A 23,830-nucleotide genomic window follows, 5' to 3' on the forward strand; every position below is an offset into this window, starting at 1 on the left:
ATCCGCCATGAGTGGTGACGACCGCACGCCCGTCTACGCCATCTCCGTTGCCGCCGAGCTCGCCGGCATGCACGCGCAGACGCTGCGCCAGTACGACCGGATCGGGCTCGTCACGCCCTCGCGCACCCGGGGTGGCGGCCGACGCTACAGCGCCGCCGACGTCACCCGGGTGCGCGAGGTGCAGCGCCTCTCCCAGGAGGAGGGCGTCTCGCTCGCGGCGATCCAGCGCATCTTCGACCTCGAGCACCAGGTCGAGGCGCTGCGTGCCCGGGTCGCGGAGCTCGACGAGGAGCTCGGCGCCGCCCGCGAGGCCCTCGGCCGCGGGCGGCGCTTCTTCGCCGTCGGCTCGCAGGGGGAGATCGTGGCCCTGCGCCACGGGCAGCGGCCCAGCCCGCGCACGGGTGGTCAGGCGCTCGTCGTCTGGGAGCCACGCGGCCGACGCTGACTCCCTTCGTGCTGTCAAGCGTGCTGTACTGTCTCCTGTAAAGCACGCTTGACTCTCAGGGGGAGAACATGACCACGACGACGAGGCCGACGGCACCGACGGGCGCGTACGTGAGGGCAGGGGCGCTCGCCCTCCTCGTCGCAGCCGTCGCCGGAGCCGTGGCGGGGTGGGTGCGCGCCGACGAGTTCTGGCCCGTGGCCGTCGTCTTCGCCGCGTGCACGCTCGGCCCGGCGATCGCCCTGGGCTGGCTGGTCTTCGTCTCGGGCCACACCGTCCAGCCCGACCCGCACGTCGAGGACAGCGTCGAGGCGCGGTGGGTCGAGCGCGCGTGCTCGGGTGCCTTCGTCGACCTGGTCCTCGCTGCAGGCGTCGCCCTCACGCTGACCTCGGTCCTCGACATGGACCTCCCCGGCGGGCTGGTCCTGCTCGCGGTCGTCGTGGCGGCCGGCGTCGACGCGACCCTGCGCTACGCGGTCATCTCGCGCCGCGAGTCCTGATGGACAACGACCTGGCCGCGCGCCGGGCGCAGCTCGGCTGGTCCCAGGCGCGCCTGGCGCAGGAGCTGGGCGTCTCCCGGCAGACCGTCATCTCCATCGAGCGCGGTCGCTTCGACCCCAGCCTGCCGCTCGCCTTCCGCCTCGCGGAGACCTTCGGGTGCACGATCGAGGAGATCTTCCGGCCCGACGTCGGCGAGTGACGGGGTCTCACACCCGGTCGAGCACCTCACCCCAGGCGCGCAGCCGGCGCTCGACGGCGGCCTGCTCCGCGGCGAGGCGCTTCATGCCGTCGGCGGGGTGGATCGGCTCGGGCCACTTGGCGCGCGTGGTGTCCCCTTCGTACTCCCGCCGCAGGCGCCGCTGCACGAGCGGGACGACCTCCTCGCGGACGAACCTTGCCTCCGTGCCCACGACGTGCCGCCAGCCGGTCGGCTCGTGCGGGACGAGGTCGCGCAGCTTGAGCGTGTGCGGCAGGCCGAGCTGGTGGGCGACCGCCGCCGCCATCCGCTTGTGCCCGTGCCGCGACATGTGGATGCGGTCGAGCGCCCAGAGCGAGGGGTGGTCGTACTCACGCATGAGCGTGTGGTCGACGAGGGTCGCGCCGTGCGTGCTGGCGAGGTCCCGGATCGCGGCGTTGAAGCCGCGCGCCCGCCGCACGAGCGGCTCGAGCAGGCGCGAGGCCCGCGGCTCGAAGGTCGTGAAGACGATGACCTCGGCCCCGGAGCCGACGAGCCGCAGCAGGGCGGCCTCGTAGCGCAGCGCGAGTGAGTCCAGGTCGGTGCGCAGCGACAGCAGGTCGTTGCCGCCCGCGGCGAAGGAGATGTGGGTCGGGTCCATCGCGAGGGCCGGCTCGAGCTGGTGCGCGACGACCTGGTGGAGGAACTTGCTGCGGACCGCGAGGTTGGCGTAGCGCCACGTCGGGTCCGCCCGGCCGAGCTGGCGGGCCAGCCGGTCGGCCCACCCGCGGACCTGGTTGGGGTAGTGCAGGTGCGGATCGCCCACGCCCTCGGTGAAGGAGTCGCCGACCGCGACGAAGAGTCCGCTCATGACGGGGCCATGCTCGCCGGGCGGTCGGCCCGGATCAAGGTGCCGGGCGCTCCCTTCGCCATCTCGCCGCCCGACGTTCATCCGCAGGTCGAAGGGGGGAGACCGTGGCGGTCGTCACGAGGGGCTGGCAGGCTGTCCGCATGCCCCTGCCTCGTGATGCCGCGTCGGTCTTCGACCGCAAGAACACCCCGCTCATGCGTCTCGTCGACTCGCTCGACCCGCAGGCCATCGCCGGGGCGAGCCCCTGCGAGGGCTGGAGCGGGCTCGACGTCCTGCAGCACCTCATCGACACGCAGCGGGACTTCATGCTCAAGGCCGGCGCCGACCTGCCCGACCCGGCCCCGACCGTCGAGGCCCTCGGGGCGCCGACGGCGTGGCGCACGCACGCCGAGGCCGTGGCGCGCCAGCTCGCCGACTCGACCTTCGCCGAGCGGCCCTACGAGACGCCCTTCGGCACGAGCACCGTGGGCGGCGCCTTCGACCAGTTCTACGGTTTCGACCTGCTCGTGCACCGCTGGGACATCGGCCGTGCCGCGGGTGTCGACGTCGTCCTCACCGACCGCGAGCTCGACGAGGTCGAGCGCGCGATCGAGGGGTTCGGCGAGCAGATCCGCGGCGAGGGCGTGTGCGGCCCCGCCGTCGAGGTGGGCCCGGACGCCTCCCGCCAGGACCGGGTCCTGGCCGACACCGGCCGCGACCCCCGCTGACCGCCCCGTCGAGACTCGGGCGATGGCCGCTACCGGCGCCCGATTGCGGCCATCACCCGAGTGTCGGGGAGGACAGGGCGTGGGCCAGGCCCTCCAGCAGCCGGTCGACGTCCGCGTCGTCGGTGTAGGGCGCGACGCCCACGCGCAGGCCGCAGTCCACGTCGAGGCCGAGGGTGCGGAAGGTCTCGTACGCGTAGAAGGTCCCGGCCGGCGCGAGCACGTCCCGGTCGGCGAGCGCGGCGGCGACCCGGCGCGCGTCCCGACCCGGGAAGGTCATGAAGAGCGTCGGCGTCCGGTCCGCCGCCCGCGAGTGGAGCACGACCCGGTCACCGAGGTCGGCGAGCCCGGACTCGATGCAGGCCCGCAGCCCGCTCTCGTGCTCGTGGACCAGAGAGTGCGCCGCGACGAGCCGCTCACGTCGTGACGGGCCCTCCGGGGCCAGGTCGGCGATGAACTCCACGGCCGCGCTCGCGCCGGCGAGCTGCTCGTAGGGCAGCGTCCCGAGCTCGAAGCGCTCGGGCACCGCGTCGCTCGACGGCAGCAGCTTGTCGGGGCGCAGCGTCTCGAGCAGGGCGGGGGAGGCGGCCAGGGCCGCGCCGTGCGGGCCGAAGAACTTGTACGGCGAGCAGACGTAGAGGTCGGCGCCGAGCGCGGCGACGTCGACGGCGGCGTGCGCGGTCAGGTGCACCCCGTCGACGTGGACGAGCGCGCCTGCGGCGTGGGCCCGCTCGGCGATCGCGGCGACCGGCGGACGGGTGCCGAGCAGGTTGCTCGCCCCGGTCACCGCGACGACGCGGGTCCGCTCGGAGACGACGTCGAGCGTGGAGAGGTCGAGCTCGGCCGTCGTGGGGTCCAGGCGCAGCCAGCGGACGGTCGCGCCGACGGACTCGGCGGCGATGACCCAGGGCCGGACGTTGCAGTCGTGGTCGAGCTCGGTGACGACGACCTCGTCGCCCGGGCCCCACCCCTTCGCCATCGTCCGGGCGACGTCGAAGGTCAGCTGCGTCGCGCTCCGGCCGTGCACGATGCCGCGGGGGTCTGCGCCGAGCAGGTCGGCCATCGCGGCGCGGAAGGTCGCGACGGACTCCTCGGCGCGCTGCTCGCTGAGCACGGACGTGCCACGGTTGGACAGCGGTCCGGTGAGCGTGCGGACGATCGCCTCGCCGACGACGGCGGGTGTCTGCGTCCCGCCCGGTCCGTCGAAGTGGGCGATCCCGGAGGTGAGGGAGGGGAAGGCGGTGCGGAGCGCGGCGACGTCGAGGGGCATGGGTCGATCATGCAGGTCGGCGCCGCCGCGCGGCAGGGTGGTCCGCTCAGCTGCTCACGGCTGCGGCGAGGCGACCGAGGGTCTCCTCGAGCTGCCCCTCCTTGACGAGCGGGAAGCCCACCTTGTCGAGGAGCGCCTTGTCGGTCACGGCGCTCCAGTCGTAGGTGTGCGTCACGAGCGTGCTGTCGGGACCCTGCGGCTCCAGCTCCCACAGCCACTCCCAGCCGGGCGGCTCGGTGCCGGCGGGCGCGGTCTTCCAGCCGACCATCTTGTTCGGGTCGAAGGCGGTGACGTGGTTGTCGGTCTGGTAGTCGCCACCCATGTGGTCGCCCGACATGTTCATCCGGAACACGTCGCCGACGGCCTGGATCCGGTCGGTCTTCTCGTCCGATCGGACGAAGCCGGACCCGTCGAGCTCCGCGTGCCGCTCCGGGTTGGTCAGCACCTCGAAGACGTCCTTGGCGGGCGCGTCGATGGTGCGCTGGACGGTGATCCTCTGCTCCTGTGCCATGCCCTCGACGACACCACGCGAAGCCGGTCGGTGTCCACCCCTGGCGGCGTGTCAGGCTGGAGCCATGTCCGAGCACCTGATGGTCTTCCCCGACCGTGACGACGCCGAGCGCATCGCCGACGACCTGCGCGACGAGGGCTTCACCGAGGTCCGCGTCGTCCGTGAGGCCCTCGCGGGTGAGGACGATGGCGAGGACCACGAGTGGGCCGTGCACGTGCGCGAGGAGATGGTCGGCGACGACGGTGGCGCGGTGGCCCACGGGCTGCGCGAGCGCTTCGCGGCGCTGGCCGAGGAGTTCGACGGGTGGTACGACCCGGAGCCGGCGACCGGCGCGTGACCCGACCCGCGTGAGCAGGGTCGTCACCCGGCGAGTTTGCGTCCCGGGGCCATCTTCGTGTCACGATATGATGACGAACTCCCCACGGATGGCGCCCGATCGTCCACGGGTCCCGGACGTCGGAGGTAGGGCCAGTTGGTACCTGAGAGCGAGACCGGGCACAGCCGTGCCTTGGGGGAACGCGCCCGCATCTCGCGGCGCAAGGCGCTACAGGCCCGCAGGTACTACACCCTGACGGCCGCGAGCACGCTCGTCCCCGGCCTCGGCCTGATCCGCACCCGGCGGCGCACCGGCATCGCGATCCTCACCGGCTTCGTCATCGCCCTCCTGGCCGCGCTCGGCTGGATGCTGACGAAGGGGGTGACCTCCTCGGTCATCAGCGTCGGCGTGAGCCGTCGGGCCCTGATGGTGCTCATCCCGCTCGTCGTCGTCGGCGCTCTCGTGTGGATCTGGGGGATCATCACCACCGCTCGCGACAACCTGCCGGAGGGCACGCGGGGGCGATCCAAGGTCGCGATGGTCGTCTTCGCCGCGTTCGCGTCGATCCTGGTCTTCGCGCCGGCCGCGCAGTCGGTCCGGTACGCCGTCATCCAGCGCTCGGTCATCGGCACCGTCTTCGAGAAGTTCCGCCCGGACGGCGCGGCCGCGCCCGTCGAGGGCGAGGACCCGTGGGCCGGCACCGAGCGGGTCAACATCATGCTCGTCGGCTCCGACGCCGGCCAGGACCGCGACGGCATCCGCCCTGACTCGGTCATGGTCGCGAGCGTGGACACGCAGACCGGCGAGACCGTCCTCTTCGGCATCCCCCGCAACCTGCAGAACATCCCCTTCTCGGCGGACAACCCGCTGTCGAAGCAGTACCCGGAGGGGTTCAACTGCGGCGACGAGTGCCTCATGGAGTACGTCTGGACCCTGGGCCGCGACAACGCCGCGCTCTTCCCGGGCGATCCCAACCCGGGGCTGACGGTGACCAAGGACGCGGCCTCGCAGGTCCTCGGCCTCGACATCGACTACACGACCGTCATCAACCTCCAGGGCTTCACCCAGCTCGTCGACGCGATGGGCGGCGTCGAGATCGACGTCAAGGAGCGGGTGTGCATCGGCTGCCACATCGATCCCGGTGGCAACGTCGTGGGCACGACCGGGTACATCGAGCCGGGCGTCCAGCGCCTCAACGGCTACCGGGCCCTGTGGTACTCGCGCTCCCGCGCCGAGTCCGCCGACGGCGACTTCTCCCGGATGCGGCGCCAGCGCTGCATGGTCGGCGCGCTGCTCAACCAGGTCAACCCGACATCGATGCTCGTGCGCTACCCGGCTCTGGCCAAGACCCTGCGCGACAACGTCAAGGTCGACATCCCGCAGCAGGACCTCGGGGCCTGGGCCGAGCTCGTCCTGCGCATCCAGGAGGGCGGCTCGATCAAGTCGCTGCCGCTCACCAACCAGAACATCGACGTCAACCAGCCGGACTACGTCAAGATCCACCAGATGGTCCAGAAGGCGGTCGACCCGCCGAAGACCACGCCCGGGAAGAAGAAGCCGTCGGCGACCACGTCGTCCACGACGACCACCCCGACGCCCTCGTCGAGCACCTCCACCGGTGACGAGCTGAGCGACATCACCTCGACCTGCTGAGTACCGAGCCGCCGGGCCCCGGCACCGGCGGTGCCGCTCCGGGTGGGATGGGAGAATGAGGCATGGAGCTTCACCACGTCCGGGCCTTCCTCGCGGTCGCCGAGGAGCTGCACTTCGGTCGCGCGGCCCAGCGTCTCCACATGGCCCAGCCGCCGCTGAGCCGGACGATCAAGCAGCTCGAGCGCAGCCTCGGCAGCGCCCTCTTCGACCGCACGACGAGGTCGGTGCGGCTCACCGTGCAGGGTGAGGCGCTGCTGCCGCACGCCCGGGCGATCGTCGTCGCGTTCGAGGACGCCGAGCGGGCGGTCGTGCACGCGGGCGCGGGGGAGACCGGTCACGTCCGGATCGGGTTCGCCGGGCCCTCGTCGCACCGCCCCGTCAGTGACCTCGCCCGCGCGATGCGCAACGCCTACCCGGGGATCGAGCTGGGACTCACGAGCTTCGTCTACGGCAGCGACTCGGTGGGGCAGCTGATGAGCCACGAGCTCGACATGGCCATCGTGCGCTTCTCCGACGGCCCGCCACCGGGCATCGCTGCCCGTGTCGTCCAGCGCGAGAACCTCGTCGTGGTCCTCCACGAGGACCACCCGCTGGCCGGTCGGCAGCACCTCTCGATGGACGAGCTGTCCGCGGAGTCGTGGGTGGTGCTGGACGCGGCGAGCGGGTCGGTCGTGCGCGAGGCCCTCTTCGAGCGGGCGCACGCCGCCCGGTACGTGCCACGGATCGCGCAGCAGGCACCGGACAGCTGGACGATCATGGCGCTCGTCGCCGCCGGCGTCGGGATCACGCTGAGCATCGACAGCGCCTTCGAGACGCTGGACCGCCGCGGGCTGAGCGTCATCCCGCTCGCGGGCACCGACCCGCACACCCGGGCGAGCCTGGCCTGGCGCTCGGACGACCCCAGCCCGGCCCTGCGACGGGTCATCGAGATGTCGGAGCAGGTCTTCCCGGCTCCGGAGCACGCCGGCCGCTGAGGCCCTGCCGACGGGCCGATGTGACGAGCATGGCCATGAGCGAGACCATCGCGACGCCCGCGGAGCCGATGTGGACGAGGACCGGCTCATCATGGGGGAGGGTCAGGGCCAGCCAGGCGTAGCCGGCGCAGAGCCCGGAGAACCTGCCGATGTTGTGCACCCCCATCGCGGAGCCGGAGCCGCCGGCGACGTCGAGCAGCGCCACGGCCGCCATGCTCTGCACGGTGGCGATACCGCAGCCCACGCCGAAGAGGAGGACGAGGAGCACCGCGAGCGCCGAGACGGTCGTGATCCACGCCTCCGCCACCCCGAGGCCGGTGGTGGCCGCGATGATGAGGACCAGGCCGCCGGCGAGCGTGCGACTCGTGCCGACCCGGCCGGCGATGCGGCCGGCGACGGGCGCGAAGGTCACCATGCCCACGGCCAGCGTGAGCGTCGAGGCGCCGATGACGCCCGGTCCGAGCGCGAGCACCGTGCCCATGTAGACCGGCACGCTGACGAGGGTGATCCCCATCGTCGCCATCGCCGCGGAGGCAGCCAGTGTCGTGACGGCGTACGCCGGGTCGCGGCCCACCTCGCCGAGCACGGGCGGTCGACGTCCCGGGCGCAGGACGACGGCGAGGAGGGTGACGGCGACCGCGGTGAGCGCGGCCGACGCGCCGGGCCATCCCTGGCCCATCCCGGTGAGGCCGACCGCGAGGAGCCCGGCGCCGACGGTCAGGGCCACGAGGGCCCTCATGTCCATGAGTGCCACCGTCGGGGTGGGGCGGTCGTGGGGGAGGCTGCGCAGCAGGACGGCGAGGACGACCACGACCACGAGCGCGGCGGCGCCGAAGACCCAGCGCCACCCGAAGGCCTGGGCCACGGCGCCTCCCGTGACCGGCCCGACCGCCTGGCCCATCCCGATCGCCGAGGCCCATGCGGCCATCGACCGACGACGTTGGTGGGGCCAGTGCATCGAGAGCAGGTACTGCACGCAGGCCGGGATCCCTGAGCAGGCGACGCCCTGGACCGTGCGGGCGACGACGAGCGTCGTCAGGTCGTCCGAGATCCCCGCCATGCCCTGGCCGAGGACCATCAGGCCGAGCGAGACGAAGAGGTACCGGCGCGGGCCCATCCGGTCGGCGAGCCACCCGGCGACGGGGGAGGTGACGACCATGGCGATGGTGAAGGCGGACACCGCGAGCACGATGCCGCGGTCGGTGGCCCCGATCGTCGCGGCGATCTCGTTGATCGGAGCGGACATCACCGTGCTCGAGATCGTCCCGAGCGAGGTGACCGAGAGCAGGGCCAGGTAGGCCGTGCGGCCGGGGGGGCGGGTAGGGGTGCCCGCGCCCGCGCGCACCTCCGGCTCCGCCCCCTCGTGCCTCACCGCAGGTACAGCCTGACCGTGTCGATCTCCTCGCGCAGCAACCGGACGTCCTCCACCGTCGGGGGAGGGGTGACGACGAGGTCGTCGCGCACCACGAGGTCCCAGCCGGTGCGCTCACGGACCTCGTCGACGCTCACGCCGGCGTGGACCTGAGCCAGCTCGAGCTCCGGCCCGTCGGGGTCGCGACGCAGGACACCCAGGGGGGTGATGACCGTCGTGACACCTCCGCCGACCGGGGCGAGGCGGCCGGTCTCCCGGTGGGCGCGCACCGGGCTCGGTGAGGTGCAGAAGTCCACCAGGGCCGGCAGCGACGACAGGTCGTGACGCCGCAGGACGACGAAGCACTCCTTGGCGCTGGCGATGATGTCGGCGGCGCCGCCGGAGCCGGGCAGGCGCACCTGCGGTCGCTCCCAGTCGCCGATGACCGAGGTGTTGAGGCTGCCCTCCCGGTCGACCTGCGCGGCGCCGAGGAAGCCGACGTCGACATTGCCGCCCTGGAGGACGTAGCCGAAGAGGGCCTGCATGGAGACCACGGCCTCGGCGCCCGAGACGAGCGTGAAGTCGGCGATGCCCTCGGCCATGGTCTCCGGGTGGGCGCCGCAGACACCGGACTCGTAGACGAGCTCGAGGTCGCTGTTGACCGTGCGCTTGGCGAGGTCGACGGCGAGGGTCGGCAGGCCGACACCGGCGAAGATGCGCCGGGCGCCGGCGAGCTCGCGGGCCGCGACGACGGCGAGGTACTCCGTGCTGTCGGGGCGCACGTCCGACACCGGGGGGGTGGTCATGGTGGTCACAGGCGCTTCCTTCCGTAGTCGACGGTCTCGGCCGGCCGCGGGGCCACCTGCAGCCCGTCGAGGCGATCGCGCCCGACGCGCTCCAGGTAGGCCGCGTGGTCGGGCTGGTCGACGATCTCCTCCTGCACCCACCGACGGATCGCGTCGCGGTCGCGGGAGATCGGGGTCCACTCGCGGTAGAAGGCGCTGTCACGGTCGTAGTAGCCCTGCGCGTAGGACGGGTGCGCGCCGTGCGGGACGGCGACGACCGCGTCGACGGCATGGGCGGGCACGAGCGTCCGGTTGGGGTCGGAGCGCACGACCTCGGTGGGCACGATCTCCTCGACGGTGACGATGACGGTGCCGGCCGCGTAGGCCGCCTCCTGCTGGGCGCCGGTGATGCCCCACAGCTGGGTGTTGCCGTACTCGTCCGCGCGCTGCGCGTGGATGATCGTGACGTCGGGGTTGAGGGCGGGGACGACGTAGACCTCGCCCTCGCCGTAGGGGCTCTGGACGGCGCGGATGCGGTCGTTGACCCGTGGCAGGTCGCTCCCGACGTACGAGCGAAGGGGGAAGAAGGGCAGCTGGGACGCCCCGGCCTGGTAGCGGCAGTACATGCCGTAGTGGCTGTACTCCTCCACCTCGAGCGGCTCGGGGTCGGCCTGCTCCAGTCGGCGCCGGATCTCGTAGAGCGACCCGGCGGAACCGGAGGCGAAGAACGAGGCGACGAGCTTGGAGACGCACCCCGCCGCGAGCATCTGGTCCGACAGGATGTCGGGCGTCATGCGGCACAGGGTGAGGTCGCGCCGCCCCTGCCGGATGATCTCGTGGCCGGCGGCGAAGGGGATGAGGTGGCCGAAGCCCTCGAGGGCCACCGTCATCCCGTCCGTCACGTGGGTCGCGATGGCGTCCCGGAGGGTGCTGACCTTGGACGTGCGCGCGCTCATGCCAGGACCGCCGTGGCCCGCGCGTCCTCGCGCTCGGTCTCGAGCTCGGCCCCACCGGACCCGGTCGGCTGCGACGGCGGCCGCAGCCTGAGGAAGACGGCCAGGGCGACCGAGACGACGACGCCCGCGAGGTGCGTGGTGGTCTCCGGCAGGAGCAGGCAGAGGCCGGCGCCGATCGCGATGAGCCGCGTGACGATGCCGAGGCGACGCTCGACGAAGGGCATCCACCCCTCGAAGCCGGACGCCATGACGAAGACACCGACGATGGCGAGCACCAGCGAGAGGGCGATCTGGCCGAGCGAGCCCTGCGCGACGAGCGCGGGGTTGAGGGCGAAGCAGAACGGGATGATGTACTTCACCGCTCCGAGGCGCATGGCCATGAACCCGGTCGCCATGGGGTGCGACTTGGCGATGTTGGCCGCCGCGAAGGCCGCCAGGGCGACCGGGGGCGTGATGTACGACGCGGCCGCCCAGTAGATGACGAAGAGGTGCGCCGCGACGGGGTTGACGTCGAGGGCCACGAGCGCCGGCGTCATGACGATCGCGAGGAAGACGTACACCGCGGAGATCGTCATGCCCATGCCGAGGATGAAGGAGGTCAGGGCCCCGGCGACGAGGATGAGCAGGACGTTGTCACCGACGACGGCGACGAGCTCGCGGGCGAGGGAGAGCGAGACGCCCGACATCGACAGGCCGCCGACGATGAGCCCGACGCCGGCGATGATGCCGGTGATCTCGGCGACCGCGCGGCCGGAGGCCACGACGATGTCGCGCAGGCCCCGCAGGCGCAGGCGGTCGGCCGGTCGGACGAAGGCGATCAGGAGCATCGCGGCGACGGTGATGAAGGGGGCCTGGGCCTCGTCCTTGCGCACGACGAGCAGGAAGGTCAGCAGGACGATGGCGAAGATGTACGGCCAGCCGGCCTTGACGGTGGGCCACATGCGCGGCAGCAGGTGCTTGGCCTCACCGCGCAGGTTGTGGCCCGCGGCGTGCGCGTCGACCTGGATGTAGATGCCGAGGTAGTAGAGGAAAGCGGGGATCGCGGCGGCGATCGCGACCTCGGAGTACGGGATGCCGAGGAAGGAGACCATGAGGAACGCGGCGGTGCCCATGATGGGCGGGGTGATCGAGCCGCCCGCCGCGGCGGTCGCCTCGATGCCGGCGGCATAGGTCTTGGGGTAGCCGGCCTTCTTCATGGCCGGGATGGTCATCGGGCCGGTCGTCAGCACGTTGGAGACCGCGCTGCCGGACATCATGCCCATGCCGGCCGAGGAGGCGACCGCGACCTTGGCCGAGCCTCCGCGGGAGCGTCCGAAGATCGCCCGGGCGACGTCGACGAAGAAGTCGGCGCCACCGATGCGCTGCAGGGTCACGCCGAAGATGAGGAAGCCGACGAGGATGACGGCAGCGGTCTGCAGCGGCAGGCCGAGGATCGAGTCGACGCCGAGCGAGTGCCGCACCGCGGCGGAGGTCGAGTCGTACTGGACGCCCTGGAGCACGGGGAAGGGGATGGACGCGGAGACCATCGGGTAGAGCGAGAAGGCCAGGGCGATGAGGGTGACGACGAGGCCGGCCGTGCGGCGCAGCGCCTCGAGCACGACCGCCCAGAGCAGGTAGCTGAGGACCGCGATGTGCGTCGGGGCCTCGACGTCCCAGCCGAGGTTGACGATGTCCTCGGCCCTGACCGCGAGGTACAGGCACATGGCGGCCGTGCCGACGAAGAGCAGGGCGTCCCACCACGGCACCGCGAAGGTGCTGTCCTGGTCGACGTGGTCCGGGTCGACGTGGTCGGGGTGTTCCTCGGCCGCGAGCACCTCGGCGCTCTTGGTCGGCGTGCGCCACCGGTAGTAGATGAAGACCTGGGAGAGGAAGAAGGCCAGGACGACGTAGAGGAACTGGTTGGTCAGCATCGTGGGACCGAAGGGGTTCCACAGGAAGACCTGCGACAGGACGACGGCGATGCCGCCGAGCGTCATGACGAGCGCGACGGCCCGCCAGAAGCGGATGGTCATCGGCGACCGCTCTGCCGAGGTGGCGGTGGGGGTGGACTCAGACATCGTGGTCGTCCTTCCAGCGCGACCACGCGGCCGCGAGTTCCTTGTCGTCGGTGTGCTCGGCGGTGACGCTCGCCCAGCCCTCGGCGAGCTTCGGCTCGAGCGCGAGGAGCTTCTCCTGCTTCTTCTGCGCCGCGGCGGTCCACAGGCCGCGCTCCTCCAGGACGGCGACGAGGCCGTCGTGGAAGGGCACCTGCTGCGGCACGATGACGGCCGACTCAGGAGACCAGTCCCTGGCGGTGCGGGTGGCGTCCTTGTACTTCGGGTACGCGTCGAGGATCGCCTCGACGAAGTCGCTGACGGTCTCCGTCGGGGTGGTCGCGTAGGTGACGACGGGCACCGCGTAGACGTAGCCGACGTCCTTGGCTCCCTTCGCCTGGCCGGGGGCGCCGGAGAACTCGCCGAGCATGAGCGAGGGGCTCAGCGCGTGGATGGCGTCCATCAGCGCGTCGTCGTCCTCGCGGAACTTGATCCAGCGGACCTTGACCGAGCTCTCGAGCTCGAAGAGCGAGGAGCCGTAGACCTGCTGGAAGAGGAAGTCGATCTTGCCGGCCTTGAGGCCCTCGGCCTGCTCGCCGTAGCTGATCGGGACCATCTCGACGTCGTCCTCGGTGAGTCCGGCGGCCTTGAGTGCCACACCGATCTTCGTGTTGACGGAAGGGTTGGCCGAGATGAGCGGGACCTTCTTGCCGCGGATGTCGGCCAGCTCGCGGATGCCCGACTTCTCGGTGGTCAGGAGGCCGTGCGGCGCGGTGGGTGCCCACACGACGCGGGTGGGCTGGGGACCCCAGGAACGTCCGGCGAACTCGTGCTCCGCCCGGTAGGCGAAGATGTACTCGTCGCCCGTGCGGGAAAAGGTGGCCTGGCCCTTGCGGACCGGCGCCAGACGACCGATCGCGGTGTCCGAGGTCATGATGCGCGTGCGCAGGCCCTTGACCTCCGTCACGGCGTTGGCGACGGCGGCCATGTCGGCGTAGGTCGCCGTGCCGGTGCCGTAGGTCGTGACCACCGCCATGGACAGCTGGCCGCCCACGTAGGCCGCGCCCTTGTTGGTCCCGCACCCCGCGAGGGTGAGCAGTGACCCTGCAGCGGTCAGCTTGAGGAGGTCTCGTCTCCGCACGCTGTCTCCCTTCGTCCCGTGGTCGTCGTCGACCACCTGCCGTCATCGGTGACGGCGCTCGTGGGGGCCAGCCTGCAGCGAGGGACGGGGTGAACTCCAATACTTCTTCGACCCACCACTGTTGTTACATGAGCATCAATGACCCTCAGATCCATACCGTGAACGGCCCTAGGCTCGGCGCCACACGAGATCGAGAGGTGGCCCGGTGGTCGATGACATCACGCTCCGTCGGCTGTGGGAGATGCTCACGCTGACTGCGGAACAGGACGAGGACGGCGGCGAGGTCTGGAGCGCCCCGGACCAGCCGGTGCCGGACGACCGGGTCTTCGGCGGGCTGCTCCTCGCCCAGGCCGTGGTCGTCGCCGGCCAGGGCATGGCGAAGGGGGTGGCCCCCCTCTCCCTGCAGGCGGACTTCCTCGCCGGCGTGCCCGTGACCGGCCGCAACCGGTGGCGCGCCACGACGCTCGGGGAGGCCCCGAGCATGGTCAGCCGTCGGGTCGCGCTCGTCGCGGACGACGGGGCGGAGCTGTTCACCGCGACCGTGCGCCTGGGTCGGGTCCGCGAGGACCTGCCCTCGTACGCGGACCTCGCGCCGCGTCGGGTGGCCGGGCCGGACGGGCTCGTCGACCTCGCGACCCGCTACGGCGGCGACGAGCGCATCCCGGTGTGGTGGCGGATCCCCCGGCCGGTCGACCTGCGGCACGTCGAGGAGCCCACCTTCCTCGAGCCCTCGCCCGAGCGCAGCAGCGAGCAGAGCCTGTGGTGGCGGCTGCGCGGCGAGCTCGCCGACGACCCGCTGCGCATCGCCGCGGTGATCGCCTACGTGTCCGACATGAGCCTCGTCGAGCCGGCCTTCCGCAGCACGGGGACGAGCCGTCACGTCGCCGGCAGCCGGATCCTCAGCCTGACGCACACGATGACCTTCCACGACCTGCCCGACCTCGTCGACTGGGTGCAGATGGACGTCGCGGTGCGGCGCGTGGCCCACGGCCGCGCGCTGGGCGCCGGTGAGGTCTTCACCGGTGGTCGGCACGTCGCGAGCCTCGGGCAGCTCGCACTCGTCAAGCTGGCCTGATTCGACTATTGCACTGTGTGCATCAGTGCAATATCCAGATTGCGCTTGATGATCTCAATCAGCCCGGAGAGGATCAGTGACATGACACAGTCGTCCGCCCCCAGCTCCGACCTCCCGCTCGCGGGAGTGCGCGTCGTCGCCCTCGAGCAGGCCGTCGCCGCGCCACTCGCGACCCGCCACCTGGCCGACCTGGGGGCCGAGGTCGTCAAGGTCGAGCGACTCGGCGAGGGGGACTTCGCCCGGGCGTACGACGCCTCGGTCAAGGGCCTCGCCTCCCACTTCGTCTGGCTCAACCGGGGCAAGGAGTCGATCGCCCTGGACCTGAAGTCGGCGGAGGGGCGCGCCCTCGTCCTGCGTCTCATCGACGACGCCGACGTCTTCGTCCAGAACCTCGCACCGGGTGCCGCGGACCGCCTCGGGCTCGACGTCGAGACGCTCACGACGCGCAACCCGCGCCTGATCGCCGTCGGTCTCACCGGCTACGGCACGAGCGGGCCGCGCCGCGACCGCAAGGCCTACGACATGCTCGTCCAGGCGGAGTCCGGGCTGGTCTCGATCACCGGCACGCCCCACGAGGCGACGAAGACCGGCATCCCGACCTCGGACATCGCCGCCGGCATGTACGTCTTCTCCTCCGTCCTCTCGGCGCTCTACCGCCGGGAGCGCACGGGTCTGGGGGCGGTCATCGACGTCTCGATGTTCGACGCCACCGTCGAGTGGCTGGGCCACCCCATGTACGTCCAGCTGTACGAGGACCGGCAGATCCCGCGGATGGGCCTGAGCCACGCGGCGATCGCGCCCTACGACGCCTTCCCCACCACGGACGGCCAGGTGCTCATCGGCATCCAGAACGACCGTGGCTGGCGGTTGCTGTGCGAGCAGGTCTTCGGCGACCCGCAGCTGGCGCTCGACCCGCGCTTCGTCACGAACGTCGACCGGGTCGGCCACCGGCACGAGCTCGACGCCGCCGTCGCCGAGCGCACCCGCCGGATGGCGACCGCCGAGCTGGAGCAGGCCCTCGCGACCGCCGGCGTCGCCGCCGCGCAGATCAACGACATGTCCGGCCTCGTCGAGCACCCGCAGCTGAGCGAGCGCGACCGCTGGCGCGAGGTCGGTACCGAGGTCGGGCCCGTCCGCGCGGTGCTGCCACCCATGAACTTCAGGGACGTCGAGCTGGCGATGGGGGACGTGCCGGCCCTCGGTCAGCACACCTCCGACGTCCTCTCCCGGCTCGGCCTCTCGGACGACGAGATCGGCACGCTCCGGGAGCGCCAGACCGTCCAGTGACGGTGCCGACGACCCACCCCGACCACCCACCGCTCAACGAAGAGAGAGGGACCCCACTGATGGAGTCCGCAGAGTTCGCATCCATCCTCGAGGCCGTGCGCGCCTTCGTCGACAAGGAGGTCGTCCCGGCCGAGGACGAGATCGAGGAGACCGACGAGATCCCCGAGCGCATCCGCACGGCCGCCGCCCGCATGGGCCTGTTCGGGTACGCCCTGCCCGAGGAGCACGGCGGTCTCGGGCTGACGATGTCGGAGGAGGTCCAGCTCGCGATGGTCATCGGGCGCACGACCCCGTCGTTCCGCTCGATGTTCGGCACGAACAACGGCATCGCCGGCCAGGTGCTCGTCAACTTCGGCACGCGGCAGCAGCAGGAGAAGTACCTCCCCGGGCTCGCCGCCGGCGAGCTCATCGCCTCCTTCGCCCTGACCGAGCCCGACGCGGGGTCTGACCCCTCCGGGCTGCGGACGAAGGCCGTCAAGGACGGCGACGACTACCTCATCAGCGGGCAGAAGCGCTTCATCACCAACGCGCCCGAGGCCGATGTCTTCATGGTCTTCGCTCGCACGGGTGATGTCTCCGAGGGCACCAAGGGCATCTCGGTGTTCGCGGTCGAGTCCGCTCTCGACGGCGTGAGCGTCGGCCCGGCGGACGCCAAGATGGGCCAGCGGGGTGCGCACACCGCGGAGGTCTTCTTCGACCAGGTCCGTGTGCCCGCGGACGCGCTCATCGGCGGGGTCGAGGGTGAGGGGTTCGCTGCGGCGATGCGCTCGCTGGCCAAGGGCCGCCTGCACATCGCGGCGCTGTGCGTCGGCCTAGCGGACCGTCTGATCGAGGAGTCGGTCGCCCACGCGACCACCCAGACCCAGGGTGTCTCCACCATCGCGAGCTTCCAGCTCGTGCAGGGCATGCTCGCCGACTGCCACACCGAGGCCTATGCCGGTCGCGCGATGGTGGTCGAGGCCGCTCGCACCTACGACGACGGCAGCGACATGCGCCTGGCGCCGTCGGCGGCCAAGCTCTTCTGCACCGAGATGGTCGACCGGGTGGCCGACCGGGCCGTGCAGATCCACGGTGGTCTCGGGTACATGCAGGAGGTCAAGGTCTCGCGGTTCTACCGCGATGCCCGCCTCTTCCGTCTCTACGAGGGGACGAGCGAGGTCCAGCGCACGATCATCGCCAAGCAGATGATCCGCGGAGCCCGTCGATGACGACCCGGCTGCCGCTCGAGGGCGTCCGCGTCCTCGAGCTGTCGAGCTATGTCGCGACCCCGTTGTGCGGCCTCACGCTCGCCCAGCTCGGGGCCGACGTCATCCGCGTCGAGGCCCCGGGCGGTGCGCCCGACCGGACGCGCCTGCCCACGGCGAGCGGTGGCTCGAGCTACTACTGGACCGGGCTGAACAAGGGCAAGCGCGCCATCGCCGTCGACCTGTCCACCCGGGAGGGGCAGGAGGTCGTCGCCGACCTGGCCTGCGAGGCCGACGTCGTCATCGCCAACGCGCCGTACAAGGGACTCGTCACGGCGCAGGCACTGCGCGAGCGCAACCCGCGGCTCGTGCACGTCCGGTTGAGCGGGACCTGGACCGGGGCCGGCGCCGTGGACTACGTCGTCCAGGCCAAGGTCGGGTTCCAGCAGGTCACCGGGCCGAAGGGCGGCGACGTGCCGGTCAACCACGTCCTGCCCGCCTGGGACCTCGCCGCCGGGCTCTACCTCGCCACGGGTGTCCTCGCCGCGCTGCACCAGCGCCACGAGACCGGGCGGGGCGCCGGCATCACCCTCGCCCTCGAGGACGTCGCGCTCGCCACGGCCGGCAACCTGGGCCTGCTCACCCAGGCCCAGGACGAGCCCGAGGAGCGCGGCCCGGACGGCAACCACGTCTACGGCACGTACGGGCGCGACTTCGCGCTCGCCGACGGCGAGCGGGTCATGCTCGTCGTCCTCACGGCCCGGCACTGGCACACGCTGCTGGACGTCACCGGGCTGCGGGCGGCGATCGAGGGGATCGAGGCCGCGCTGCACATCGACCTCGACGACGAGCAGCAGCGCTATGCCCACCGGGAGGTGATCAGCGCGCTCCTCGAGCCGTGGTTCCGGCGGCACGACCTCGCCGGGCTGACCCGCGCCCTCGAGGGGCACCGTGTCCTGTGGTCGCCGTACCGGACCTTCACGCAGGCGGCCGACGACCTCGCCGACAACCCCCTCTTCGCCGAGCTCGACCAGCCCGGCATCGGGCCCCACCTCGCGCCCGGCTCGCCGCTCGTCTTTGACGAGCAGCGGCCCGCCCCCCGGCCGGCCCCGGCCGTGGGCCAGCACACCCACGAGGTCCTCGCACCGCGCGTCGGCGAGGACCGCTACTCCGCACTGCTGTCGTCGCGCGTCGTCGACGCACCCGTCCACACCCTCAGGGAGATCGCATGACACTGCTCACCGACAAGATCGCCGTCGTCACCGGCGGGGCCCAGGGCCTCGGCCTGGCCATGGCCCGCGAGTTCGTCGCGGCCGGCGCCAAGGTCGTCATCGGCGACCTCGACGGGGACCGCGCCCACGAGGCCGCCGAGGGCCTCGACGGCGAGGCCGTGGGCCTGGCCTGCGACGTCGTCGACGCCGCCCAGGTGCAGGCGCTCATCGACGCTGCCGTCGAGAGGTGGGGACGCATCGACGTCTTCGTCAACAACGCCGGCATCACCCGCGACGCGACGATGCGCAAGATGTCCGAGGACGACTTCGAGTCGGTGATCTCGGTCCACCTCAAGGGCTGTTGGAACGGCACCCGCCTCGCGGCGGCCGTGATGCGCGAGCAGAAGTCCGGTGCCATCGTCAACATCTCCTCGCTCTCGGGCAAGGTCGGCATGGTCGGCCAGACCAACTACTCGGCCGCCAAGGCCGGCATGGTCGGCATGTCCAAGGCCGCGGCCAAGGAGATGGCCCACCACGGTGTGCGCGTCAACGCGATCCAGCCCGGTCTCATCCGCTCGGCCATGACCGAGGCCATGCCGCAGAAGGCGTGGGACCAGAAGATGGCCGAGATCCCGATGCAGCGCGCCGGCGAGCCCGACGAGGTGGCCAAGGTGGCCCTCTTCCTCGCGAGCGACCTGTCCTCCTACATGACCGGCACGGTGCTCGAGGTCACCGGCGGCCGCTTCATGTGACCCGGCACCACCCCCACATCCCGCCCAACGAAGTTGCAGGAGAACCCCATGCGTGACCCCCAGGACGTCGTCGTCTGTGCCCCCTACCGGACCCCTGTCGGGGCCTTCGGCGGATCGATGCGACCGCTGCTGCCCGCCGACATCGGCACCCAGCTGATGACCGGTCTCGTCGAGCGGACGGGCATCGACCCGTCGGCGATCGAGGACGTCATCCTCGGCCACTGCTACGCCAACGGCGAGGCACCGGCCATCGGCCGGGTCATCGCCCTCAACGCTGGCCTGCCCATCACGACGACCGGCATGCAGCTCGACCGCCGCTGCGGCTCGGGCCTGCAGGCGATCATCCAGGGCGTCATGCAGGTCATGACCGGCGCCAACAGCTGCGTCGTCGCCGGCGGCGTGGAGTCGATGAGCAATGCCGCCTTCTACAGCCTCGACATGCGCTGGGGGGCCAAGGGTGGCGTCAAGATGCACGACATGATGGGCCGCGGTCGGGAGACCGCGGGCGGTGTCCACTACCCGGTCGCCGGCGGCATGATCGAGACCGCGGAGAACCTCCGGGCGCAGTACTCCATCCCGCGCGAGGAGCAGGACGCCCTCGCCGTGCAGTCCCACCAGCGTGCCGCGCAGGCGCAGCGCGACGGGATCCTCGCCGAGGAGATCATCCCGGTGCGGGTGCCCCGTCGCCGGGGCGAGGACCTCGTCGTCGACGCCGACGAGCACATCCGGCACGACGCGTCGATGGAGACGATGTCCTCCCTTCGCCCCATCCTCGGCAAGACCGACCCGGACGCGACCGTCACGGCGGGCAATGCCTCCGGCCAGAACGACGCCGCGGCCTTCGTCATCGTCACCGACCGCGCCACCGCGGACGCGCAGGGCCTGCGCCCGCTCATGCGCCTGAAGTCCTGGGCGGTCTCCGGTGTCGAGCCCAAGGTCATGGGCATCGGGCCCGTCCCGGCCACGGCCAAGGCCCTGGAGATCGCCGGCCTCACCTTGGCCGACCTCGACGTCATCGAGCTCAACGAGGCCTTCGCGGCGCAGGCGCTCGCCGTCATGCGCGAGTGGAAGTTCACCGAGGCCGACCACGAGCGCACCAACGTCCACGGCTCCGGCATCTCGCTCGGCCACCCGGTCGGCGCGACCGGTGGTCGCATGACCGGCGCGCTCGCCCGTGAGCTGCACCGACGCGACGGCCGGCACGGGCTCGCGACGATGTGCATCGGCGGCGGCCAGGGGCTGGCCGCGATCTTCGAGCGGGTCGACGCGTGAGCGCCCCCCGCCGGATCGGCGACCTCGACCAGCTCAAGGCCCTCGTCGGCCAGGAGATCGGGACGACCGAGTGGGTCGAGGTGACGCAGCAGCAGGTGGACCTCTTCGCCGAGGCGACAGGTGACCACCAGTGGATCCACGTCGACGTCGAGCGGGCGAAGGAGGGGCCCTTCGGCGGCACCATCGCCCACGGGTTCATGACGCTCTCGCTCCTGCCGTCCTTCGGTGCGCAGCTCTTCGCACTCGAGTTCGGCGGCGCCCGGCTCAACTACGGGCTGGGCAGCGTGCGCTTCACCAACCCCGTGAAGGTCGGCTCGCGCATCCGGGCGACGGCGACCTTCGAAGAGGTCAACGACCTGCCCAAGGGCACCCAGCTCGTCACGCGGTACGTCATCGAGATCGAGGGGGTCGAGCGGCCCGCGTGCGTCGCGCAGCAGATCACCCTCATCACCGGCTGAGACAGGAAGGCACGACATGGAGGACCTCAACGCCGAGGAGCGGGAGATCGTCAAGATCGTCCGTGACTTCGTGGACAAGAAGGTCAAGCCGACCGTCCGCGAGATCGAGCACGCCAACACCTACCCCGAGTCGTACATCGAGACGATGAAGGAGATCGGCATCTTCGGTCTGGCGATCGACGAGCCGTGGGGCCCGGGCCGGGTGAGCACCCCCTGCTACGTGCTCGTCACCGAGGAGCTGGCCCGCGGGTGGATGAGCCTCGCCGGCGCGATGGGCGGGCACACCGTCGTCGCCAAGCTCATCCAGGACTTCGGGACCCAGGAGCAGAAGGACCGCTACCTGCCCCGTATGGCCACGGGCGAGGTGCGCGCGACCATGGCCCTCACCGAGCCGGGTGGCGGCTCGGACCTGCAGGCGATGCGCACCGCGGCCCGCGAGGGCGAGGGCGGGTACGTCGTCAACGGCAGCAAGACGTGGATCTCCAACGCGCGCAGGTCCACGCTCATCGCGCTGCTGTGCAAGACCGACCCGGCCGCGACCCCCGCGCACAAGGGCATCTCGATCCTGCTCGTCGACAAGGAGCAGCTCGACGGCCACGACATGGGTGGCTCGGACACCGGCGGCGGCCTCACCGTCAGCCGTGACCTGCCCAAGCTCGGGTACAAGGGTGTCGAGTCCTGCGAGCTCGTCTTCGAGGACCTGCACGTCGACGCCGGCCAGGTCCTCGGCGGCGTCGAGGGCCAGGGGTTCTCGCAGATGATGCGCGGGCTCGAGGTCGGTCGCCTCCAGGTGGCCTCGCGGGCGCTCGGTGTCGGTCGGGCCGCGCTCGAGGACGCGCTGCAGTACTCGCAGGAGCGCGAGTCCTTCGGCAAGCCGATCTGGAAGCACCAGCAGATCGGTGCCCTCCTCGCCGGCATGGTCACCAAGCTCACCGCGGCCCGCCAGCTGACCCTGCACGCCGCCCGCGTGTACGACAGCGGGGCACGCGCGGACATGGAGGCCGGCATGGCCAAGCTCCTCGCCTCGGAGACGGGCATGGAGATCGCGCTGGACGCCGTGCGCATCCACGGCGGGTACGGGTACTCGACCGAGTTCGACGCGGAGCGCTACTTCCGTGATGCCCCGCTGATGATCGTCGGCGAGGGCACCAACGAGATCCAGCGCAATGTCATCGCCGCGCAGCTCGTCAAGCGCAACACGGTGGCGCCGTGACGGCGGACGCCGGACGGACCGAGGTGACGGGGGTCATCGACCCGGCCCCCGCCCTCGGCCTCGCCGGGCTCCTCGACCTCGACCCCGCGCTGCTCGACGGTGGTGAGCTGCCGCCGCTGTGGCACTGGGTGCACCTGCTCGAGCGGCCGGGCGCCGCGCAGATCGGGCCCGACGGACACCCGCTGACGGGCGTGCCGTCGCCGCCCGGGCCGGGCACCAAGCGGATGTTCGCGGGAGGCCGGGTGCACTCCCTTCGTCCCCTGCGGATGGGTGAGCAGGCGACGCGCCGCACCTGGGTGACCGGCTCGCGTGAGGTCGAGGGTCGTTCCGGCACACTGCGGTTCGTCTCCGTGCGCACCGAGGTGAGCCAGGCCGACGAGGTGGCGGTCGTCGAGGACAACGACATCGTCTACCGCGCCGCCGGCTCCGCCCTGGAGGTACCCGTCGGGACCCTCGACGCGCAGCCCGCGCCGGTGGCGGGTCCCACCTTGCGGTTCCGCGCCGACGAGGTCGCGCTCATGCGCTTCTCCGCGCTGACGTACAACGCGCACCGCATCCACTACGACCTTGGCTGGTGCGCCGTCGAGGGGTACGAGGGCCTCGTCGTCCACGGCCCGCTCCAGGCACTGCTCATGGGTGAGCTCGTGCGTCGGCAGGGCGCCGGGCTGCTCGGCCGCGTCTTCGACTACCGCCTCGTGGCGCCCCTCGTGGGCACCCAGACGGTGACCGCTGCCCCGGCAGGAGTCGACGAGGAGGGAGCCGACGAGGCCGGGTCCGTCGACGACGCGGTGCGCGTGCTCGACGTCCACGGGCGCACCACCGCGAGTGCGACCCTGTCCCGGACGACCGACGGAGGTACCCGATGACCGCGCAGACCAGCGAGCCGCTCCCGGACGTCATCGAGCCCGAGGTGCTCCTCGACGTCGCCGACGGCGTCGCCACGATCACCATCAACCGCCCCCGTCGCAAGAACGCCATGACGACCGCCTCCTGGGAGCTCCTCGGGGAGGTCGTCGAGGCCGTGCGCGTCGACCCGGAGGTCCGGGCCGTCGTCCTGTGCGGCACCGGTGGCGACCTGTGCGCCGGCTCCGACCTCGGCGGACCGCCCGACCCCCGCCACGCCCTCACCCGGATGCGTGCGCTGGGTGACATCGCGGCCACGCTCTACGAGCTGCCCAAGCCGGTCGTCGCCAGGATCGACGGGGTCGCGGTCGGCGCTGGCTGCAACCTCGCCCTCGGCTGCGACCTCGTCGTCGCGACCCCGCGCTCACGCTTCTCGCAGATCTTCGCCAAGCGCGGGCTGTCGGTCGACTTCGGTGGCACCTGGCTGCTGCCCCGCATCGTCGGGATCCAGCAGGCCAAGCGACTGGCCCTGACCGGTGAGATCATCGAGGGGCCGGAGGCGGAGCGGCTCGGCCTGGTCACCTGGCTGAAGGAGCCCGACGAGATCGACGAGTTCGTCGAGGATCTCGCCGCCGGGCTGGCCGCAGGCCCACCGATCGCCCTCGCCCAGACCAAGGAGATGCTGCACGCCGGCAGCGGCTCGTCCCTGCGCGAGGCGCTGGAGCGCGAGGCCGTCGCCCAGGTCGTCAACCAGGGCACCGACGGGCCGGTCGCCAAGCAGGCCTTCCTCGACAAGACCGAGCCGGTCTTCGAGGGCCGCTGGCGCCTGTAGGCCCCCCGACCGCTCACCCG

The 23,830-nt window shown here is 71.8% G+C and carries 25 protein-coding genes; 17 read left to right on the forward strand and 8 right to left on the reverse strand.

Translation table 11 applies throughout. The features are described 5' to 3' along the window. The first annotated feature begins 7 nt into the window (after positions 1-7). The 3 genes from JT1_RS15560 to JT1_RS15570 all read left to right on the forward strand — a co-directional run bounded on the left by JT1_RS15560 (position 8) and on the right by JT1_RS15570 (position 1,142). Positions 8-445, forward strand: a complete 438-nt coding sequence (locus tag JT1_RS15560; protein ID WP_068328564.1) for a heat shock protein transcriptional repressor HspR — start codon at positions 8-10, stop codon at positions 443-445. 68 nt (positions 446-513) lie between these two features. Then, on the forward strand, positions 514-942 hold the full coding sequence (locus JT1_RS15565) for a hypothetical protein (protein WP_068328570.1): 429 nt from the start codon (positions 514-516) through the stop codon (positions 940-942). Beyond that, positions 942-1,142, forward strand: a complete 201-nt coding sequence (locus tag JT1_RS15570; protein ID WP_068328574.1) for a helix-turn-helix transcriptional regulator — start codon at positions 942-944, stop codon at positions 1,140-1,142. The genes JT1_RS15565 and JT1_RS15570 overlap by 1 nt, the downstream gene beginning before the upstream one ends. 7 nt (positions 1,143-1,149) lie before the next feature. On the opposite strand, the gene JT1_RS15575 is transcribed toward JT1_RS15570, so the two are convergent. Continuing rightward, positions 1,150-1,989, reverse strand: a complete 840-nt coding sequence (locus JT1_RS15575; protein ID WP_068328577.1) for an SGNH/GDSL hydrolase family protein — start codon at positions 1,987-1,989, stop codon at positions 1,150-1,152. A 140-nt stretch (positions 1,990-2,129) separates the two neighbouring features. Here JT1_RS15575 and JT1_RS15580 point away from each other — a divergent pair, with 140 nt between their 5' ends. After that, entirely contained in the window at positions 2,130-2,696 is a 567-nt protein-coding gene (locus JT1_RS15580; protein ID WP_068328580.1) for a maleylpyruvate isomerase family mycothiol-dependent enzyme, read from the forward strand. Between the two features lie 52 nt (positions 2,697-2,748). Here JT1_RS15580 and JT1_RS15585 read toward each other — a convergent pair whose 3' ends face one another. Beyond that, the gene (locus JT1_RS15585; RefSeq protein ID WP_068328583.1) at positions 2,749-3,963 is read right to left on the reverse strand and encodes a cysteine desulfurase-like protein; all 1,215 of its coding nucleotides are present in this window, start codon (positions 3,961-3,963) and stop codon (positions 2,749-2,751) included. 46 nt (positions 3,964-4,009) lie between these two features. Beyond that, on the reverse strand, positions 4,010-4,474 hold the full coding sequence (locus JT1_RS15590) for an SRPBCC family protein (RefSeq protein WP_068328586.1): 465 nt from the start codon (positions 4,472-4,474) through the stop codon (positions 4,010-4,012). A gap of 64 nt (positions 4,475-4,538) precedes the next feature. On the opposite strand from JT1_RS15590, the gene JT1_RS15595 reads away from it, so the two are divergent. The 3 genes from JT1_RS15595 (at position 4,539) to JT1_RS15605 (ending at position 7,417) form a co-directional block, all read left to right on the forward strand. Beyond that, on the forward strand, positions 4,539-4,811 hold the full coding sequence (locus JT1_RS15595) for a ribonuclease E inhibitor RraB (protein ID WP_068328589.1): 273 nt from the start codon (positions 4,539-4,541) through the stop codon (positions 4,809-4,811). A 171-nt stretch (positions 4,812-4,982) separates the two neighbouring features. Next, positions 4,983-6,443, forward strand: coding sequence for an LCP family protein (locus tag JT1_RS15600; RefSeq protein WP_068328592.1), 1,461 nt, complete (start codon positions 4,983-4,985; stop codon positions 6,441-6,443). 62 nt (positions 6,444-6,505) lie between these two features. Beyond that, positions 6,506-7,417 carry a LysR family transcriptional regulator gene (locus JT1_RS15605; RefSeq protein ID WP_068328595.1) on the forward strand — a complete coding sequence of 304 codons (912 nt, stop codon included), beginning with the start codon at positions 6,506-6,508 and terminating at the stop codon, positions 7,415-7,417. Here JT1_RS15605 and JT1_RS15610 read toward each other — a convergent pair. From JT1_RS15610 to JT1_RS15630, 5 genes are read right to left on the reverse strand one after another with little or no spacing between them, the layout of a single operon-like run. Further along, positions 7,365-8,789 carry an MFS transporter gene (locus JT1_RS15610; RefSeq protein WP_068328598.1) on the reverse strand — a complete coding sequence of 475 codons (1,425 nt, stop codon included), beginning with the start codon at positions 8,787-8,789 and terminating at the stop codon, positions 7,365-7,367. The two genes, JT1_RS15605 and JT1_RS15610, sit on opposite strands and share 53 nt — an antisense overlap. After that, a complete protein-coding gene (locus JT1_RS15615; protein ID WP_068329383.1) occupies positions 8,786-9,574 on the reverse strand; it encodes a CoA-transferase subunit beta in 789 nt (262 codons plus the stop codon). The genes JT1_RS15610 and JT1_RS15615 overlap by 4 nt, the downstream gene beginning before the upstream one ends. Positions 9,575-9,579: 5 nt before the next feature. Beyond that, positions 9,580-10,509 carry a CoA transferase subunit A gene (locus JT1_RS15620; protein WP_068328601.1) on the reverse strand — a complete coding sequence of 310 codons (930 nt, stop codon included), beginning with the start codon at positions 10,507-10,509 and terminating at the stop codon, positions 9,580-9,582. Further along, positions 10,506-12,566: a TRAP transporter permease gene (locus tag JT1_RS15625; protein ID WP_068328604.1), complete on the reverse strand. Its 2,061-nt coding sequence runs from the start codon at positions 12,564-12,566 to the stop codon at positions 10,506-10,508. Before JT1_RS15625 ends, JT1_RS15620 begins: the two co-directional genes overlap by 4 nt. Further along, the gene (locus tag JT1_RS15630; protein ID WP_169702035.1) at positions 12,559-13,683 is read right to left on the reverse strand and encodes a TAXI family TRAP transporter solute-binding subunit; all 1,125 of its coding nucleotides are present in this window, start codon (positions 13,681-13,683) and stop codon (positions 12,559-12,561) included. Before JT1_RS15630 ends, JT1_RS15625 begins: the two co-directional genes overlap by 8 nt. Positions 13,684-13,888: 205 nt before the next feature. Between JT1_RS15630 and JT1_RS15635 the strand changes: the two genes are divergently transcribed. The 10 genes from JT1_RS15635 (at position 13,889) to JT1_RS15680 (ending at position 23,810) form a co-directional block, all read left to right on the forward strand. Next, positions 13,889-14,758 carry an acyl-CoA thioesterase gene (locus JT1_RS15635; protein ID WP_068328610.1) on the forward strand — a complete coding sequence of 290 codons (870 nt, stop codon included), beginning with the start codon at positions 13,889-13,891 and terminating at the stop codon, positions 14,756-14,758. Positions 14,759-14,839: 81 nt separating this feature from the next. Continuing rightward, positions 14,840-16,045 (forward strand): CaiB/BaiF CoA transferase family protein, encoded by a 1,206-nt coding sequence (locus JT1_RS15640; RefSeq protein WP_068328613.1) that lies wholly within the window; start codon positions 14,840-14,842, stop codon positions 16,043-16,045. A 59-nt stretch (positions 16,046-16,104) separates the two neighbouring features. After that, complete coding sequence (locus tag JT1_RS15645; RefSeq protein ID WP_068328616.1) at positions 16,105-17,253, forward strand: acyl-CoA dehydrogenase family protein; 1,149 nt, start codon at positions 16,105-16,107, stop codon at positions 17,251-17,253. Then, positions 17,250-18,461: a CoA transferase gene (locus JT1_RS15650; RefSeq protein WP_068328619.1), complete on the forward strand. Its 1,212-nt coding sequence runs from the start codon at positions 17,250-17,252 to the stop codon at positions 18,459-18,461. Before JT1_RS15645 ends, JT1_RS15650 begins: the two co-directional genes overlap by 4 nt. Beyond that, a complete protein-coding gene (fabG, locus tag JT1_RS15655) occupies positions 18,458-19,192 on the forward strand; it encodes a 3-oxoacyl-ACP reductase FabG (RefSeq protein ID WP_068328622.1) in 735 nt (244 codons plus the stop codon). Before JT1_RS15650 ends, fabG begins: the two co-directional genes overlap by 4 nt. Positions 19,193-19,240: 48 nt before the next feature. Further along, positions 19,241-20,464, forward strand: a complete 1,224-nt coding sequence (locus JT1_RS15660; RefSeq protein WP_068328625.1) for an acetyl-CoA C-acetyltransferase — start codon at positions 19,241-19,243, stop codon at positions 20,462-20,464. After that, positions 20,461-20,922: a MaoC family dehydratase gene (locus JT1_RS15665; protein ID WP_068328628.1), complete on the forward strand. Its 462-nt coding sequence runs from the start codon at positions 20,461-20,463 to the stop codon at positions 20,920-20,922. The genes JT1_RS15660 and JT1_RS15665 overlap by 4 nt, the downstream gene beginning before the upstream one ends. Positions 20,923-20,938: 16 nt before the next feature. Further along, positions 20,939-22,135 (forward strand): acyl-CoA dehydrogenase family protein, encoded by a 1,197-nt coding sequence (locus JT1_RS15670; RefSeq protein WP_068328631.1) that lies wholly within the window; start codon positions 20,939-20,941, stop codon positions 22,133-22,135. Next, positions 22,132-23,001 carry an FAS1-like dehydratase domain-containing protein gene (locus JT1_RS15675; protein WP_082807711.1) on the forward strand — a complete coding sequence of 290 codons (870 nt, stop codon included), beginning with the start codon at positions 22,132-22,134 and terminating at the stop codon, positions 22,999-23,001. Before JT1_RS15670 ends, JT1_RS15675 begins: the two co-directional genes overlap by 4 nt. Then, complete coding sequence (locus JT1_RS15680; RefSeq protein WP_068328634.1) at positions 22,998-23,810, forward strand: enoyl-CoA hydratase/isomerase family protein; 813 nt, start codon at positions 22,998-23,000, stop codon at positions 23,808-23,810. The genes JT1_RS15675 and JT1_RS15680 overlap by 4 nt, the downstream gene beginning before the upstream one ends. The last annotated feature ends 20 nt before the right edge of the window (positions 23,811-23,830 follow it).

The sequence above is a fragment of the Janibacter terrae NBRC 107853 genome (assembly GCF_001591405.1).
Lineage (GTDB): Bacteria > Actinomycetota > Actinomycetes > Actinomycetales > Dermatophilaceae > Janibacter > Janibacter terrae.